Genomic DNA, 16,526 nt, shown 5'->3' with positions numbered 1-16,526 from the left:
TAAGAATACTGGCTTAAGAACATTAGCCTAACAGCATTGGCATAAGCCCAACCGCTTGGACAGGGAGACACCATGAGCGATGAACAGGACCGCCACGATACGGATGAGCCGGAGTGGATTCACCACGGGCAGGACGAGGATCTCGACCTCGGTGAAACGCAGGGTGACACCAAGCACTCCGTCGTGCCGGCACGCGAGGCGTTGCCCGAGCGAATCTATCTGCTGCCCATCCATAATCGCCCCTTCTTTCCCGCCCAGGTGCAGCCGCTGGTCATCAATCGCGAGCGCTGGGACGAGACGATCGAGCGTGTCGCCAAGACCCCTCACCATACCGTGGGCCTCGCCTTCGTTGGGGAGGGCGCCTCGGAAGGCATGGCCGATGGCGATTTCCCCGAGATCGGCACCGCGGTCAAGATGCACAAGCTGCAGGGCGAGGAGGACCAGCTGCAGTTCATCGCCCAGGGCCTGCAGCGCTTCAGGATCCAGCGCTGGATCTCCCGGGAGCCACCCTATCTGGTGGAGGTGAGCTACCCGCGGGAGCCGGTGGATGCGGAGGCGGATGAGGCCCGAGCCTACGCCATGTCGTTGATCAACGGCATCAAGGAGCTGTTGCCGATCAACCCGCTCTATGGCGAGGAGCTCAAGCACTACCTCAATCGCTTCAGCCCCCATGAGCCGGGTCCGCTCACCGACTTCGCCGCCGCCATCACTTCGGCCAAGGGGTACGAGCTGCAGGACGTGCTGGCGACCCTGCCGGTGCTCGCCCGCATGCAGAAGGTGCTGCCGCTGCTGCGCAAGGAGATCGAGGTCGCCCAGCTGCAGAGCGAGATCAGCGACCAGGTCAATGCCCAGATGCAGGAGCGCCAGCGCGAGTTCTTCCTGCGCGAGCAGCTCAAGGTGATCCAGCGGGAGCTGGGCATCTCCAAGGATGACCGCGAGAGCGACGTCGACACCTTCCGCGACCGCCTGGAGAGCCTGGTGGTGCCGCCCAAGGTGCTGACCCGCATCGAGGAGGAGCTCGACAAGCTGGCCATGCTCGAGACCGGTTCGCCGGAGTATGGCACCACCCGCAACTACCTCGATTGGCTGACCAGCATGCCATGGGGAGTGCGTAGCCAGGACCAGCTCGACCTGGCCCATGCACGCAAGGTGCTCGACCGCGATCACGACGGCCTGGCCGACGTCAAGGAGCGCATCGTCGAGTTCCTCGCCGAGGGCACCTTCAAGGGCGACGTGGGCGGCTCCATCGTGCTGCTGGTGGGGCCACCCGGGGTGGGCAAGACCTCCGTCGGCCGCTCCATCGCCGATGCCCTGGGGCGCGAGTTCTACCGCTTCTCGGTAGGCGGCATGCGCGACGAGGCGGAGATCAAGGGGCATCGGCGTACCTATGTCGGCGCCATGCCCGGCAAGCTGGCCCAGGCCCTCAAGGAGGTCGAGGTCGAGAATCCGGTGATCATGCTCGACGAGATCGACAAGATGGGTCAGTCCTTCCAGGGTGATCCCGCCTCGGCGCTGCTCGAGGTGCTCGACCCGGAGCAGAACGTCGACTTCCTCGATCACTACCTGGACGTGCGCCTGGATCTCTCCAAGGTGCTCTTCGTCTGCACCGCCAATACCCCGGATTCGATTCCGCCGGCGCTGATCGACCGCATGGAGCAGATCCGCCTCTCCGGCTATATCGCCGAGGAGAAGGTGGCCATCGCCCGGAATCACCTGTGGCCGAAGCTGCTCAAGCGCAACAACATCCCCAAGAAGCGTATCAACCTCACCGCGGCGGCGCTGCGTCAGGTGATCGAGGGCTATGCCCGGGAAGCCGGGGTGCGCCAGCTCGAGAAGCAGCTGCACCGCATCGTGCGCAAGGCGGCGGTCACGCTGCTGGAGAGCGACCAGCAGACGGTCAAGGTATCGGTCAAGAACCTCGAGGAGTATCTTGGGGCGCCGCTGTTCCGCAAGGAGCAGGTGCTCGGCGGCGAGGGGGTGGTCACCGGCCTGGCCTGGACCTCCATGGGGGGCGCCACCCTGCCCATCGAGGCGGGCAAGGTTCACGCCCTGGACCGTGGCTTCAAGCTTACCGGCAAGCTCGGTGACGTGATGCAGGAGTCGGCCAATATCGCCTACAGCTATGTGCTGGGCCATCTGACCGAGTATGGCGCCGACGCCGACTTCTTCGACTCGGCCTTCGTTCACCTCCACGTGCCAGAGGGTGCCACGCCCAAGGATGGCCCCTCGGCGGGGGTGACCATGACCACCGCGCTGCTGTCGCTGGCCAAGCATCAGGCCATCGACCGCAATCTGGCGATGACCGGCGAGCTGACGCTGACGGGGCATGTGCTGCCGGTGGGTGGTATCCGCGAGAAAGTGATCGCCGCCCGGCGCAGCGGTATCTTCGAGGTGATCCTGCCCGATGCCAACCGCCGCGACTATGACGAGCTGCCCGAGCACCTCAAGGAGGGCGTCACCGTGCACTTCGCCAAGCGCTACAAGGATGTGGCGAGAGTGGTGTTCGGCTGATCCGGTTGCGCCGGCGAAGTCAGCGATAATCTTCAGGAAACCCCGGAAACGGTAACGGTGCCGATTCCGGGGTTATATGTGGCAAGGGGCTATCCGTGGAGTCTCAACGGGTAACGCTAGATCGCCGCCGTGGCACCGCCGTCGATGATCAGGGTGTCGCCGGAGATGAAGGTATTCTCGGCCGAGACCAGGAAGGCCACGGCGCGTGCCACCTCATCGGCCAGGGCCACCCGGCCCAGCGGCGTGGCGGCCTGCCAGCGGCTGCGTGACTCGGACCTGGCATCCTGCATGCCGGCGCTTACCGGACCGGGGGCGAGTGCATTGACCAGGATGCCGCGGGGGCCCAGCTCGACCGCCAGCGCTCGGGTCAGGGCCAGGATGGCGCCCTTGCTCATGGCGTAGGCGCTGCGCTCGCTTCCGGTGCGCAGGCCGTGGGCCGAGGCCACATTGACGATGCGCCCGCCGTTCTGCATCAGGGCGACCGCGTGCTGCAGCGCCTGGAAGGGGCCGCTGACATTGATCGCCATGACCCGCTCCAGCTCGTCGCGCGAGGTGTCGGTAAAGCCGGCGCGGTGGATCACACCCGCGGCGTTGATGCAGGCATCCAGGCCACCAGCCTGTTCGGCGATGGTCGCGAAGGCGGTGGTTAGGGTGTCGGGGTCACACAGGTCACAGTCCAGATAGCGTGCCTGGCCGGGCCAGCGTGTGGTGAGCTCCTCGAGGGCAGCACGGCGGTCGGGAAGGTCCAGTAGCCAGACCCGGTGGCCAGCAGCGAGCAGGTGATCGGCAATCGCGCTCCCGATGCCGCCGGCGGCGCCCAGCAGGGCTACACGGTATGTCAACATGGGGGATGGTTCCTCGGGTGGGCGAACGGCATTATAGTGATTGCTGAATTAAACAGTCACAACATGATGAATGCTGGACCACCCTGGGAGATAACGATGCCCCGCTTTACCCACACCCTGCTGGCCTCCACCACGGCGATCCTGATGGGCGCCATGGCCCTCCATGCCCAGGCCGAAACCCGTGTGACCTACAAGTCGGCGTCCGCCGGTACCGCCTATTATCAGATGGGGGTCGAGCTGGCCGAGGCCATTCGCGAGGGCACCGATGGTGACGTGGTGGTGACCCTCGAGGAGAGCCAAGGCTCGGTACAGAACGTCATGGAGGTGATGGCGCGTCAGGGCAACTATGTGTTCACCACCCCGCCGGGTCTGGTGACGCGTGCCCTGGAGGGGACCGGCCCCTTCGCCGAGCGACAGAACCCACGCTTCGCGGAAATTCGCGGCCTGTTTCCGATCCCGGCCATTACCATGCACTTCGTGCTGGCCGATGAGCAGGGCAGTGGTGGGGGCGTTGTTGATCTCGATGCCCTGGAAGGCAAGGAGATCCTTATCGGCCAGGGCACCTTCGGGGCCCGTGAGGCTCAGCGCTACCTGGAACTGTTCGAGCTGATCGACAAGGTGGAGGTTGCCAATGCCAGCATCGGCAGCGGCCCGGACGCCCTGAAGAATGGCCAGATCGATGCCTTCGTGACCGCCAGCTCCTTCCCCACCCCCAATGTGATCGAGACGGCGGCCAGCATGCCGATCAGCCTGGTCACGCTGAGCGACGAGCAGATCGAAGAGACCGGAGCGGCGCGTCAGACCATCCCGGCGGGCACCTATGCCGGGGTCGATGAGGACGTGGAGACGACCTCACTGCCGGTGATCGCCTACACCACCAGTGCCATGGATGACGATACCGCCTATGCCTTGACCCGCACCTTCTGGGAGCGCCGTGATGCCATGGCGGAGGAGGCCGCCTGGTGGGGCAGCATCACCCACGACATGGTCGGCAATATCGCCGGCACCCTCCACCCGGGGGCCCTGCGCTACTACGATGAGGCCGGTATCGAGGTTCCCGACGAGCTGCGCTGATGTCACATACTCATTCATCAACCCCATCATCAACTCCATCGCCGGCCGTGGCCGGCCATGCCACGTCGGCGCGACCGTCTCCGGCCTGGGTGATCCTCGGTGCCGTCAGCGTCATCTTCCATCTGGGGCTGATCTTCTATGGGCTGGCACCAGCGCTGATCAGTCGACCGATCCACATGGCCCTGGCGCTGCCCTGGATCCTGATTTTCATGGCCCGCACGCCCTTCGAGCGCGCCAGCGGCTGGGTGCTGACCGGGTTGGGGGTGGCCGCCTGCGGATTTCTCGTCGTCAACCACGACGCCCTGTTGCAGCAGTATGGGTTTATCGATACTCCGCTGCAGATGGTCATCGGTGCTTTCCTGGTGTTGCTGGCCCTGGAAGCGGCGCGCCGCGCCATCGGCTGGCCGTTGCCGCTGGTGGCACTCGTGGCGCTGCTCTATGGGCTGTTCGGTGACCTGATACCCGGCCAGTTTGGCCACCCGGGGATGCCGCTGCCGAGCTTCATGGGCACCCTGACGATCTCCGAAGGGGGGCTATGGGGCTCGCTGACCGGGGTCAGCGTCGGTGTGGTGGCCATCTTCGTGATCTTCGGTGCGGTGCTCAATGCCGGAGAGGCGGGGCGTGGCTTCATGAATCTTGCCGGTGCCATGGCGGGTCGCCTGACCGGCGGGGCCGCCAAGGTGTCGGTGATCTCCTCGGCCCTGATGGGGTCGATCTCCGGTTCGGCCTCGGCCAACGTGGCCTCGACCGGGGCCATCACCATTCCCGGCATGGTGCGCCTGGGCTATCCCCGCTCCCTGGCAGGCGGGGTAGAGGCGGTCGCCTCTTCCGGCGGGCAGATCATGCCACCGTTGATGGGGGCCGGGGCCTTCGTGATGGTGGAACTCACCGGTACCCCCTACACCCAGATCATGGCGGCGGCGATGCTGCCGGCGATTCTCTACTTTGCCACCGTGTGGGTGGGCATCAACGCCTACGCGACACGCCACGACCTCAAGCCGCTGGCCGAGAAGGACCGCCCCTCGGGATGCGAGGTATTGATCACCTCGCTGTTCTTCGCCGTCCCCTTCGTGACCCTGCTGGAGCGTATCTTCGTGGGCGGCTACACGCCCCAGTACGCGGCCAGCCTGGCGATCTTCGCCGGCCTGGCACTGCTCTTCCTCGACGTCTCCCTGAGCTTTTCGCTGCGCGGTTTCACCGCTCGGCTGGCGGAAGCGCTGGTCACGGCGGGCCGTCAGGTGGCGGTGATCGGCTCCATCATCATCTGTGCGTCGCTGGTGATCGGCGTGCTGGCGATGACGGGGCTGGGGGTCAAGATCACCTCGGGGATCCTGGCACTGTCCAACGACATGCTGTGGCCGGCGCTGCTGCTGACCGCCCTGGCCTGTCTGGTGCTGGGGATGGAGGTGCCCACCACGGCGGCCTATGTGATCTGCGTCTCGGTCGCCGGTCCGGCGTTGATCTCGCTGGGGCTCGAGCCGCTGCTGGCGCACCTCTTCGTGTTCTGGTTTGCGCTGCTCTCGACCATCACGCCGCCGGTCTGTGGTGGGGTCTTTATCGCCGCCGGCATGGTCGGGGAGAGCTGGCTCAGGGTGGCCTTCAAGGCCATGGCGCTCGGCATCGGGCTCTACCTGATTCCGCTGGCCATGGTGGCCAACCCCGAGGTGATCCAGCTGGCGTCGGCCCCTGGGGCGGCGGTGTTCGACATGCTCAAGATCGGCGTCGGCCTGGCGGCCATCTCCTTCGGCGTGATCGCACGCCGGGCGGTGTGGTGGCGGCTGCTGCTGGTAGTGGCCGGGGCGCTTATCGTGTTCATGGTCTAGCGTGTGGAACCCTCCGACGATTCATTCTGTGAAGAGAATCGCAGAATGCGGCGGATCTTTGTTAAAGGAGGTTGGGATGCGTTTCGCCACCCTGGGGCCCGAGGGCAGCAATCATGCGCTGGTGCTGGGCCGCTATCTCGACAAGCATGGCATGCTCGCAAGAGATGTCGATGCCGAGGTCTCCCTCTTCGAGGCCTTTCCGGAGGCCTTCGAGGCCCTGCTGGCCGGTCGCGTCGACCGGGTACTGCAGTGTAGCGCCCACTTCAGCCATGCCGACTGTGTGGGGCGTACCATGCATCGCGCCTTCCCGGTGGATCTCTTCGTCGCCGGTAGCCAGCCACTGGCGCTGCTGGCGCGCGCGGAGGTGGCCGCTCCGGTGACGGTCGGGCTCCAACCGGCCACCCGTCACTACACGGATATCTCCGCCTTCACCGAGCAGCGTGACTACGCCACCATCGTGGATGTGGCCGCCGCGTTGCTGGCGGGGGATATCGACGCCGGCATCTGCCCACGCGAGACGCTGGGGCGGCACTCCCAAGCGCTGCGACTGGTGGAGGACCTGGGCCCGGCGCTGGATGTCTGGGTGCTCTACGGCACTCGGCCACTGCCCGACAGCCACCCGCTGGTGGTGGCCTAGTCCGGGGACAGTCCCCCTACCCCCGGGGACAGTCCCCTGTACCTTACCCAGGAACTGTCCCTTGTGCCTTCCTGCATCTGGTCACTGGCCTGGCGGCTGGCCGCGTGCCAGAATCGTCGGCTGACCTGGACACCGAGCCGCCGGCACAGGCGGCCACGACGACACCGAAGCGCTGGTTTAGCAGCGTGTTATCCGTTGAGTTAATCTCCTCCGGGAGCCTGCAAGGCGTTTTTAAAACGAAAGTTTATTCTTTGGGTGAATAAAGCATTGTTTTTTGTCACATTCTTGTAGGCCCCGATGTTTAACGTATCTTGCAGGGCCAAGATCGATGGATCGCCGGCCGCGCTTAAACGGCTGCAGGGAAAAGTGCCAAGGATATGAGTAATCTTAGAGGCAAGAAAATTCTGGTCGTGGATGATGTAGAAGCAGATCGAATGCTTATTTCCACATTTTTACGTCAACTCGGGTGCAGAGTCTTTCATGCACATGACGGTGTCGATGGGGTCCATAAGGCCAGGTTGATCAGGCCCGATGCCGTGCTGATGGACCTGAGCATGCCTAATTGCAATGGCTACGAAGCTTGCAAAATCCTTGCAGAGGACCCGAGAACTGAACATGCCCCCGTGCTGTTTCTTTCAGGTTATGCCACGCCGGAAGATAAAGTAAAAGGGTTGATGTTGGGGGCCGTCGACTATATTGCTAAGCCTTTCCATTTCGATGAGGTCAAGCTTCGGCTCTCCATTCACTTGAAGAGTGGTGATAATGATATCGGTCACATCAGCGATGATGAAGAGGAGAGCAGTGACCAAAAGCGGAAAGAAAATTCACTCGATGAAATCCTGTTTCGTAGTGCGCAGGTGCAACTTCTCAAGGCTCTTGACGAGGGGCCTGGCCTTCATGAGCTGGCACAGCAGGTCGGAACCAATGCCAAGCAGCTTAACCTCTCCTTCAGGGCCTGTGTCGGCATGACGGTCTACGAGTATCTTCGTGAAGAGAGAATGAAGGAGGCGCGGAAGCTGCTTGTTTACACGGATACCTCTGTCTCCGAGATAGCGGAGGTCGTCGGATTCAGCAGTGTCAGCACCTTTTCCACCGCCTTCAAGGAGCGCTTCGGCACCTCACCGTCCAGGTTCAGGAAGCAGGAGAGAGTTGGCTGATATGAGCGTGCTGCCTTGTTCCCGCCCCTTCGGCTCTTGTATGACCCTAGTGTCGGTAATCCTGATTGCACTTCTCGGCCTCTCAGGGGCTAAGGCCGAGCCAGCCGGGGGAGTAAAAGGGGGTATAGACAGTGGTGAAAAGTCAGCCGTTATCGATCTCAGCACCGTACCTCCCGAAAAGAACCTTGTGCTCGATATGCAGGGTTTTCATGTCTCGGGAAAGGGCCATGCCTCGCTGAAAAAGGCGCTGAAAGATGGCCATTGGCAGTGGGTCAGCGAAAATACCGATATTCTGGAGAAGCCTCGCCAATACGCCACACTATGGCTGAAGGCCCGGCTGGAAAATTCGAGTGATGAGCATGTAGTGCGCTGGCTTGACCTTTCTCCTTGGCGCCTCAACGAGGTCAATGCCTGGCTTGTCGAGCCAGAGAGCCTCGACATCAGAAAGCAGATGACGACAGGGCTGAACATTCCACTAGACAGCCGTGAGGTAGATAGCCAAAAGGCGATTATTCCGGTAGCGATCTCTCCCGGCGAGAGCCTTCTGCTGGTGGCGAGGATATTTTCTGATAGCCGCCCCTTTCTGGAGGTCAACAGCTGGGAGCCAGTGGCATTTTCCATGAGTGAGATGGCCGAATGGCAGTTTCATTCCATGCTGCTGGCGGCAGTCCTGACACTGTTCGCTGTGTTACTAGTGACCCTTGACTTTCGCTACGCTCTGTTGGGTGCCTGGCTGTTGGTGATCTTTATTTTCGAATCCGAGAAGGAGGGATATATAAGCCAGGTGTTGGTGAGTAGCCTGTTTTACTATTCTGCTAACCTAAGATTCTCGACCTGGATACTCACCGAGGCTGTCTTTCTGATCACCTCTGTCTATATCCTGGGCCTTAACAAGCAAAGCCCCTGGCGTTTTACTTCGCCAGTCTTGCTTATTGTCTCTGCTGTTTTTAGCGGGCTGACATTTTTCCTGGGTGGTGATGTTATACGAAATGTTGGCAATGCCATTGACCTATCGTTTTCCCTTATCTGGCTGATGATGATTCCCGCAGCGCTTCGTGTTGATCGCCAATGGCAATATGCATTGCTCGGCACTCTCTCGCTTTGGTGGCTGGTATCAAACTTCGTCTTGATCGGGTATGTGACCAATCTTTACTATACGGCCTCGCTTGCGGAAGTGAAAATCTTTGCAGGTGTTGCTATTGTGCTTTCTCTGTTGCTGATTTATTCAAGGCAGAAGCGTGGTCATGAGTTGAATCTTGAGAAACAACTGAGGGAGAGCGAACGTAATCAACGAGAGAAGCTTGAAGCGCTGGTAGTGCGTCGCACGCATGACCTCAACCAGGCTCTCGATGATGCGCGCAGGGCCAATGAAGAAAAGACCCTGTTTCTTGGTCGCATTTCCCATGATCTGAAGTCGCCGCTGACATCAATAAGTGGCTATGCACAGCTGCTCTCTGCAGAGGGTGGAAACTCCGCTAGCTTTGCTCGGATCATCCATTCAAGTGCCACACACATGAATAAGTTGATCGAGAGGCTGATTGGCTATGCGAGAGGTGTTGTTTCAAACAGGGAGAGGCTGTCAGATATTCATGTCGAGAGTTTCTTTATCACCATTTCTCGGGAGGCGGAAATTCTGGCAAGCCAAAATGGAAATCGCTTCACCATGAGTGTCGAGGCTGGGTCCTTTCCCTTTGTGCGTTGCGATGATGTATCTCTTCGGCAAGTGGTTATTAACCTTATTGATAACGCTGCAAAGTATACGAGATCGGGAGATGTTTCTCTTGAGGTAGAGTGCCATGGTGTAATTGAAAAGGCAGGACGTATTGCTCTCGATTTGACGTTAAGGGATACAGGGTGCGGAATTCCCCAAGAGCGGATAGAGCATATCTTTGAACCCTTTTCCCGTGAGTCTCGTGATAGCAAGGGCACAGGGCTAGGATTGGCCATCGTCAAAGATCTGGTTACCTCGATGGAAGGGCACATTTCTCTGCACAGTGAGCCAGGCGTAGGCACCGAAGTGCATGTCTTCATACCCCTTGAAATCGGTGATGAGTCGAAACTTCTGAACGAGGTGGCCTCCACGCCAAGGGCGCTTCTGCCTGCCTACCAGGCGGATGGCTTGACGGCATGGGTGGTCGAGGACTCTCGACCTATCCTGGAGCTTCTATGTGGCGACCTCTCCGCCATGGGTTTTGTCGTGAGGGGCTTTCAGAATGCCACGGAGGCCATTGCAGCCATCCAGAAAGTCGAAGTAGCACCAGACCTTATCGTGACAGACTATCGACTCGAGCCCCACTCCGGCGATGATATCTTGCGGGCGGCAAGCGAGCGGGATGCTGCAGTGCCCGTGCTGCTGATCTCGGCGACTTGGAGCGTGCTGAGAAGTCGAGAGCAACAGGAGGAGGGCCCCGAGTATGCCGCCTGCCTGTCGAAGCCCGTCAACCTTGTCGATTTTCGGCATGAGGTAGCTCGCCTCTGTGCGCTTTCACCTGACCGCAAGCCAGATACCCCCGGAAAGGAGGTGCCAGCGGGTAATGCGGGTGAGCCCGACATTCAACAGTTGAAAGAGCTCCTGGAGCTGGGAGCCGTCAGCGATATCATGGATTGGTGTGATGGCTATGCCGCCGCTTACCCGAATCGAAGGAGCATTGCCGAGCGACTCAGTCGTCAGGCAGAGCGAGGCAACTTTTCAGGCATGGAGGAAACGCTCAACACCTTGACATGAAATTGGTGTGCCGGATACTGTCGGTGGCTCCTTCCCGTCGGCTTCATCGACCCTTTATTTTTTGCCATGAATTTAGGCTGTTACAGCAATTTTTTCCCTTGAGACAAACTTTTCCCCCTCGAGAGGAAGCGGCTGCCTGTCTTAAATTTTACCCTCCTAGGCAACGCAGCGCTGTAGCCATCAACCGCCCCAAGGGCGCGTGGACTGCTAGCGACACTCAAGAAACGGAGAAAGCCCTGGCTGTGGCGGCCAGTCCTGACGGGACTGCTGCCAGGCTCTTGGGCGTGCTGTCCGTTTGACAGGGACCCGAGTACCTCCGCGTCAGGCAGGGCTGCTTGAGTCAAACATAACGACACTTCGCAGGTGGACATGAACAAGGTCTTTAAAATTATCTGGAACAGCACTCTTGGACGTCTGGTAGTTGCCTCGGAGGCGGCTCACTCCAGGGGCAAGTCTAGCGGCCAGCGGCTCCAGGTGGCGCCGACGGCAGCCATGAAGGCCTCGCCTGCGGGTGCCTTGCGGCCCCTGGTGGTGGCGATAGGGTTGGCTGCCGTAATCCCTGCTGCCACTGCACAGCAGAGCCCGACCTACACAAACCTGACGGTTACTGATGAGCTGAGGGTTAGCGGCGATGCGATTCTTAGCGCCCTGCAGGTAAATGGTGATGCCACGTTCGACGGTACCCTTACCGTAGGGGGGGTGAACGTTGCCAGCGCCATCAGCACTAATACGAGCGATATCGGCACCAATGCAAGCGCCATCAGCACTAATACGAGCGATATTGGCACCAATGCGAGCGCCATCAGCACTAATACGAGTGATATCGGCACCAATGCGAGCGCCATCAACACTAATACGAGTGATATCGACACCAATGCGAGCGCCATCAGCGCCAATGCGAGAGATATCAGTTCCAACTCGAGCGGTATCTCGGCGCTGGATGGCCGGATTACTGCAGCAAGCGCTGGCTGGGATATCAGCGCGGAAGGGGGTACGGCGGCAAATGTCGCTCCTGGAGGCTCGGTCGACTTCAGCGGCGTTAGCAATATCGAGGTCGAACGTAGCGGCACCGATCTGGCTTTCGGCTTGTCCGACGATGTTGAAGTAGCCAGCAGCCTTGGCGTCACCGGCGGGCCCAGCATCACCACCGGAGGTATCGATGGCGGCGGCAAGGCGATCACTAACGTTGCCGCCGGCAACCTGACGGCGACCAGCAACGACGTGGTCATCGGCAGCCAGATCTACGACCTGTTTATCGAAGAAGGTGCCGGCGGTGTGCGCTATTTCCGCGCGCTCTCGGCGCAGCCGGACTCCCAGGCCCTGGGGGCCGAGTCGATTGCCATTGGTCCGAATACCGTGGCAGAAGGAGCCCGCAGCCTGGCCGCCGGTGACGGGGCAGCCACCACGCTGCCCGCCGAGGGCGCGATCGCCCTGGGCCAGGGCGCCAGTGCCGGTGGCGATCCGCTCGGCGGGGCCGGTGCGGTCGCCGTCGGCCGCGACAGCGTGGCCGGCGCCAACAGCGCCTTGGCGCTGGGGGATGCTGCTCAAGCGGTGGGGGGCAATGCCACCGCCGTTGGCGCTGGTGCGGCAGCCTCGGGTGGCAATAGTATCGCCCTAGGTGATGCCGATGCCGTCGGGAGTAACGCCTTCGCCGCCGGCTCTGGCGCCTACGCAGGCTCGCCGGGCGGTATCGCACTGGGCTCCGGCGCCGGCGTTGGCACCAATGGTAGCGCGGCCGGAGACAAGACCCACCATATCGCCATCGGTACTGGTGCCGGTCGGAATGTAGACGGTAACCAGACCACGGCAATCGGCTTTTCGGCGGGTGCTGACATCACCGGAGATCATAACGTGTCCGTCGGCAGCCATGCCGGACAGAACCTCCAGGGCGACTTCAACGTCGCGATCGGTCACGAAGCCAACCGCAATGGTGGGGAGGTGGAGCGCGCCACCGCCATCGGGGGGCAGACTGGGGCAGAGAGAAATGGTGTCTCAGTCGGCTACGGTGCCAGCTCCTTGGAAAGCGGCGTGGCGCTGGGTGCCAACACTAGCGCCCACAACCTTGGGGTGGCGCTTGGGCGCAATGCGATGGCCGAGGGCGGCAGCGTGGCCATAGGCAGCGGTTCCGCCGCGCGCAGCACTGATGCCACGGGGGCGGGCTACCTGACCGGGAGCGACTTTACCGACGGCACCGTCGTCTCAGTGGGCAATACCAATCCGGCCGGCGTGCGTACCACACGGCGTATCGTCAATGTCGCCGACGGATCTCAGGCCTACGATGCCGTCAACGTTCGCCAGCTGGAGGGCGCGCAGCAGTCGGTCGCTAACCTCGTCGGCGGTAACGTCACCCTGGGGGCGAATGGCGCCTTCAAGGGGTATGTCGTCGAGCTGCAGGACAGCAGCGGTACCAGCCATCAGTACGCCACGGTCGCCGAGGCCATCAACGCGGTATCGAGCGGCAGTATCAACGTTCTGCCGGGTAACGCTGTGACCTACAATGCCACGACTGGTTCTGGCCCTGGCACAGTCACCGTTAGCGATGGGGAGCTGGACAGCCATGCGGTTAACGTCGGTCAGCTCAATAGGGCAGTGGCCGAAAACGGGGTCAAGTACTTTAGCGTCAACTCCACCGAGCCGGCCAACCGCGATAACGCCGAGGCCAGCGGCACCGATGCCATCGCGATTGGCCCCGCCACCAGCGCCGACGGGGCCTCATCGCTGGCGGCGGGCCACCTGGCCCACGCGGTGGGCGGTGAGAGCGTGGCGCTTGGCTATCGGGTCGAGGCGCTGGGCAATGATTCCACTGCGATTGGCAGCGACAGTGACGCCTACGGCAATGGGGGGGTGGCGATCGGCCTGTTAGCCAAGAGCCAGGGGGAAAACTCCATCGTCATGGGCACCCGTGCCCAGGCGGACCCCAAGAGCACCGATGCCACCGTCGACAATGCCGTGGTGATCGGGACTGATGCCGAGGCTACGGCGGACAACGGCATCGCGGTCGGCGAAAGCGCCCTAGCATCCGAGCTGCGAGCCGTGGCACAAGGTAACGATGCCCACGCCACCGCGGATGATGCCATGGCCTTCGGCAGCAACTCCCGCGCGAGAGCCGCCAGCGCCCAAGCCAGCGGTACCAATGCCAGCGCTAGCGGTGCCAATGCCCAGGCCAGCGGCACCAACGCCAGCGCTAGTGGTTTCAATGCCCAGGCCAGTGGCACTCGTGCTATTGGCTATGCCACCGATGGCATCGCCATGGGCACCGGGGCTGTAGCGGGCTTCGCTGATCCTAATGGGTTGGATCCGGACCGCAATACCGCGGGTATCGCGATTGGCAAGCAGTCCCTGGCGGACGAGCAGCACGCGATGGCTCTCGGCGTCGAGGCGAAGTCCCGCGCCCAGTCAGCCACGGCGATCGGCGATGGGGCCGAAGCCTCGGACACCGCCCAGGGCGGCCTGGCCGTCGGGTCCGGCGCGCGTGTCTCCGCGCAGAACGCCGCCGCCTTCGGCCAGAGCGCCGAAGCGGAGGCCACCGAGGCCCTGGCCATGGGCTCTGGGGCGAGAGCCGCTGCCCAGTCCGCCACGGCGATCGGCGATGGAGCCCAGGCCAACCACCAGGGCTCGGTGGCGCTGGGGAGCAACGCTGTCACAGCGGCGCCGGTCCCCACTGACAAAATGACGGTCGACAAGAATACCTACGACTTCGCGGGTATCGACCCCGTGGCGACCGTCAGCGTCGGTACGGCGGGCGCCGAGCGCACTCTGACCAACGTCGCCGCCGGACGCGTCAGCGCTACCAGCACCGATGCCATCAACGGTAGCCAGCTGCATGGTACTAACCTGGCGTTGGACGCTCTGGCCGGCAACCTGGATACCGCCGGTGACTCCGTGGCCGGGGTCTTGGGGGGCGATGCCGCCTACGATCCGGATACTCATCAGGTCACCATGAGCAACGTGGGTGGCACCGGGCAGGATACGGTAGACGAAGCCATCGAATACGCGGCCCAGGGTTGGAATGTCAGTGCGAATAACGAGTCCGGTGCCAATATCGCGCCCGGCGGGGCGGTGGATTTCAGCAGCACCGACGGCAATATCGCCATCAACCGCACCGGCACCGATCTGGCGTTCAGCCTCGCGGACGACATCGTCGTCGGCGGTAGCGTCAGCGTTGGCAGCGATACTGTAATTGACGGTGACAGCGTCACCACTAACAACCTGACGGTCGGCGGCAATACCTTCGTCGTGGCAGGAGATAGCGTCACTTATGACGGCAATGAGATCGCGACTCAAGCCGACGGCCTGAGTTTCATCGGTAACACCGGTGGTGCCATCGACAAGACGCTGGGTGGCACCACCCCACTGACCGTTTCTGGTGAGCTGGCGGCGGGCGATGCCTCAAGCGGCGCCAACCTGCGCGTAGATAGCGATGGTAATCAGCTCAATCTGGTGATGGCGCGCAATCTGACAGAGCTGGACAGCGTTACCACTGGTGATAGCGTGCTCGATACCGATGGCTTGACCGTCGACGACGGCACCAACACGACCGATTATGGCCCCAACGGTGTCACGATCAGTGGCCCGAACCAAGACGTTCAGCTCAGCGACAGCGGCCTGGACAACGGCGGCAACCAGATCACCAACGTGGCCAGCGGCGGCACGACCACGACCAATGCTGCCAACATCGGTGATGTACAAAGTGCGACCAGCGATCTCACCATTACTGGTTTGAACTTCACGGGTGACAACAGCAGCGTGAACGTGCATCGCAACCTGGGCGAGACGTTGGCGATCAACGGCGGTGCCAGCAACGCGACGACCGCGAAGAACATCGTCACCACCGGTGATGCCAGCGGTGCTATCCAGATCGACCTGGCGGAAGAAGTGGATCTGGGGACTGACGGCAGCGTCACCACCGGCGACACTGTGATGAATAATAGCGGTGTGACCGTGGACGACGGTACCGGCAACCGCACCGACCTGGGGGCGGGCAGCCTCAGTGTCGCCGGCGGCAGCAACACTGTCGCCATCGACGGTGGCGCGGGCGACATCACCGGCCTGACCAACACTGACCTCGACGGCACCGACTTCGCTCAGGCGGGGCGTGCGGCCACCGAGGAGCAGCTCGACCTGGTCAACCAGACCGCCAACGCCGGCTGGAACCTGAGTGGCTCCGGCGCCGATCAGGTGAACATCGGGCCGAACGGCGCGGTGGACTTCCAGGGCGACAGCAATATCAGCGTGGCGCAGAACGGCCAGGAGGATGACGGTCAGATCGACGTCACCCTGAACCCTGACCTGAATGTAGATAGCGTGACCGCGGGCAATAGCGTGCTCGATACTGATGGCCTGGCGGTGACCGATACCAACGGCAACCAGACCATCACCGATGCCACCGGCACCACGGTGACGGATGCGGTCGGCAACACGACTGCAGTAACCGCGACCGGCACCAACGTCACCGATGGCACCAACAGCACCGCCTACGGCGTCGACGGCATGACCATTGCGGGTGGGCCGAGTGTCACCAGTGGCGGTATCGATGCGGCTGGTAACACCATCACCGGCGTGGACGCCGGCGTGGACGGCACCGACGCGGTCAATGTCAGCCAGCTGACCAGTCTGGCGGATACCCCGCTGACCTTTGCCGGTGATGCCGGCAGCAACGTTGAGCGCAAGCTCGGGGAAACGGTGAACCTGGTCGGCGGCGAGACTGACACGACCGCTCTGGTCGACGGCAATATTGGCGTGGTCGCCGACGGC

General features: G+C 62.1%; 8 protein-coding genes. 7 read left to right on the top strand and 1 reads right to left on the bottom strand.

The window, feature by feature from the left end; all coding sequences use genetic code 11:
* The first annotated feature begins 72 nt into the window (after positions 1 to 72).
* Positions 73 to 2,511 (top strand): endopeptidase La, encoded by a 2,439-nt coding sequence (gene lon, locus IOC61_RS06375; RefSeq protein WP_195688032.1) that lies wholly within the window; start codon positions 73 to 75, stop codon positions 2,509 to 2,511.
* 116 nt (positions 2,512 to 2,627) lie between these two features.
* Here lon and IOC61_RS06370 read toward each other — a convergent pair whose 3' ends face one another.
* On the bottom strand, positions 2,628 to 3,356 hold the full coding sequence (locus IOC61_RS06370) for an SDR family NAD(P)-dependent oxidoreductase (RefSeq protein WP_195688031.1): 729 nt from the start codon (positions 3,354 to 3,356) through the stop codon (positions 2,628 to 2,630).
* 96 nt (positions 3,357 to 3,452) lie between these two features.
* Here IOC61_RS06370 and IOC61_RS06365 point away from each other — a divergent pair, with 96 nt between their 5' ends.
* The 6 genes from IOC61_RS06365 to IOC61_RS06340 form a co-directional block, all read left to right on the top strand.
* Positions 3,453 to 4,430, top strand: a complete 978-nt coding sequence (locus IOC61_RS06365; RefSeq protein WP_195688030.1) for a TAXI family TRAP transporter solute-binding subunit — start codon at positions 3,453 to 3,455, stop codon at positions 4,428 to 4,430.
* Positions 4,430 to 6,253: a TRAP transporter permease gene (locus IOC61_RS06360; RefSeq protein WP_195688029.1), complete on the top strand. Its 1,824-nt coding sequence runs from the start codon at positions 4,430 to 4,432 to the stop codon at positions 6,251 to 6,253. The genes IOC61_RS06365 and IOC61_RS06360 overlap by 1 nt, the downstream gene beginning before the upstream one ends.
* Positions 6,254 to 6,329: 76 nt before the next feature.
* On the top strand, positions 6,330 to 6,890 hold the full coding sequence (locus IOC61_RS06355; protein WP_195688028.1) for a hypothetical protein: 561 nt from the start codon (positions 6,330 to 6,332) through the stop codon (positions 6,888 to 6,890).
* Positions 6,891 to 7,267: 377 nt separating this feature from the next.
* Positions 7,268 to 8,047, top strand: coding sequence for a helix-turn-helix domain-containing protein (locus IOC61_RS06350; RefSeq protein WP_195688027.1), 780 nt, complete (start codon positions 7,268 to 7,270; stop codon positions 8,045 to 8,047).
* A gap of 1 nt (position 8,048) precedes the next feature.
* Positions 8,049 to 10,772 carry an ATP-binding protein gene (locus IOC61_RS06345; RefSeq protein ID WP_195688026.1) on the top strand — a complete coding sequence of 908 codons (2,724 nt, stop codon included), beginning with the start codon at positions 8,049 to 8,051 and terminating at the stop codon, positions 10,770 to 10,772.
* 369 nt (positions 10,773 to 11,141) lie between these two features.
* Positions 11,142 to 16,526: ESPR-type extended signal peptide-containing protein (locus IOC61_RS06340; RefSeq protein ID WP_267491279.1), on the top strand; the 5,385-nt coding region annotated here is incomplete at its 3' end.

Origin of the sequence: Halomonas sp. KAO (assembly GCF_015595025.1) — a bacterium.
Classification (GTDB): Bacteria; Pseudomonadota; Gammaproteobacteria; order Pseudomonadales; family Halomonadaceae; genus Halomonas.
The sequence above is the reverse complement of the archived record's forward strand: the minus strand, read 5'-3'. Positions and strand labels throughout refer to the sequence as shown.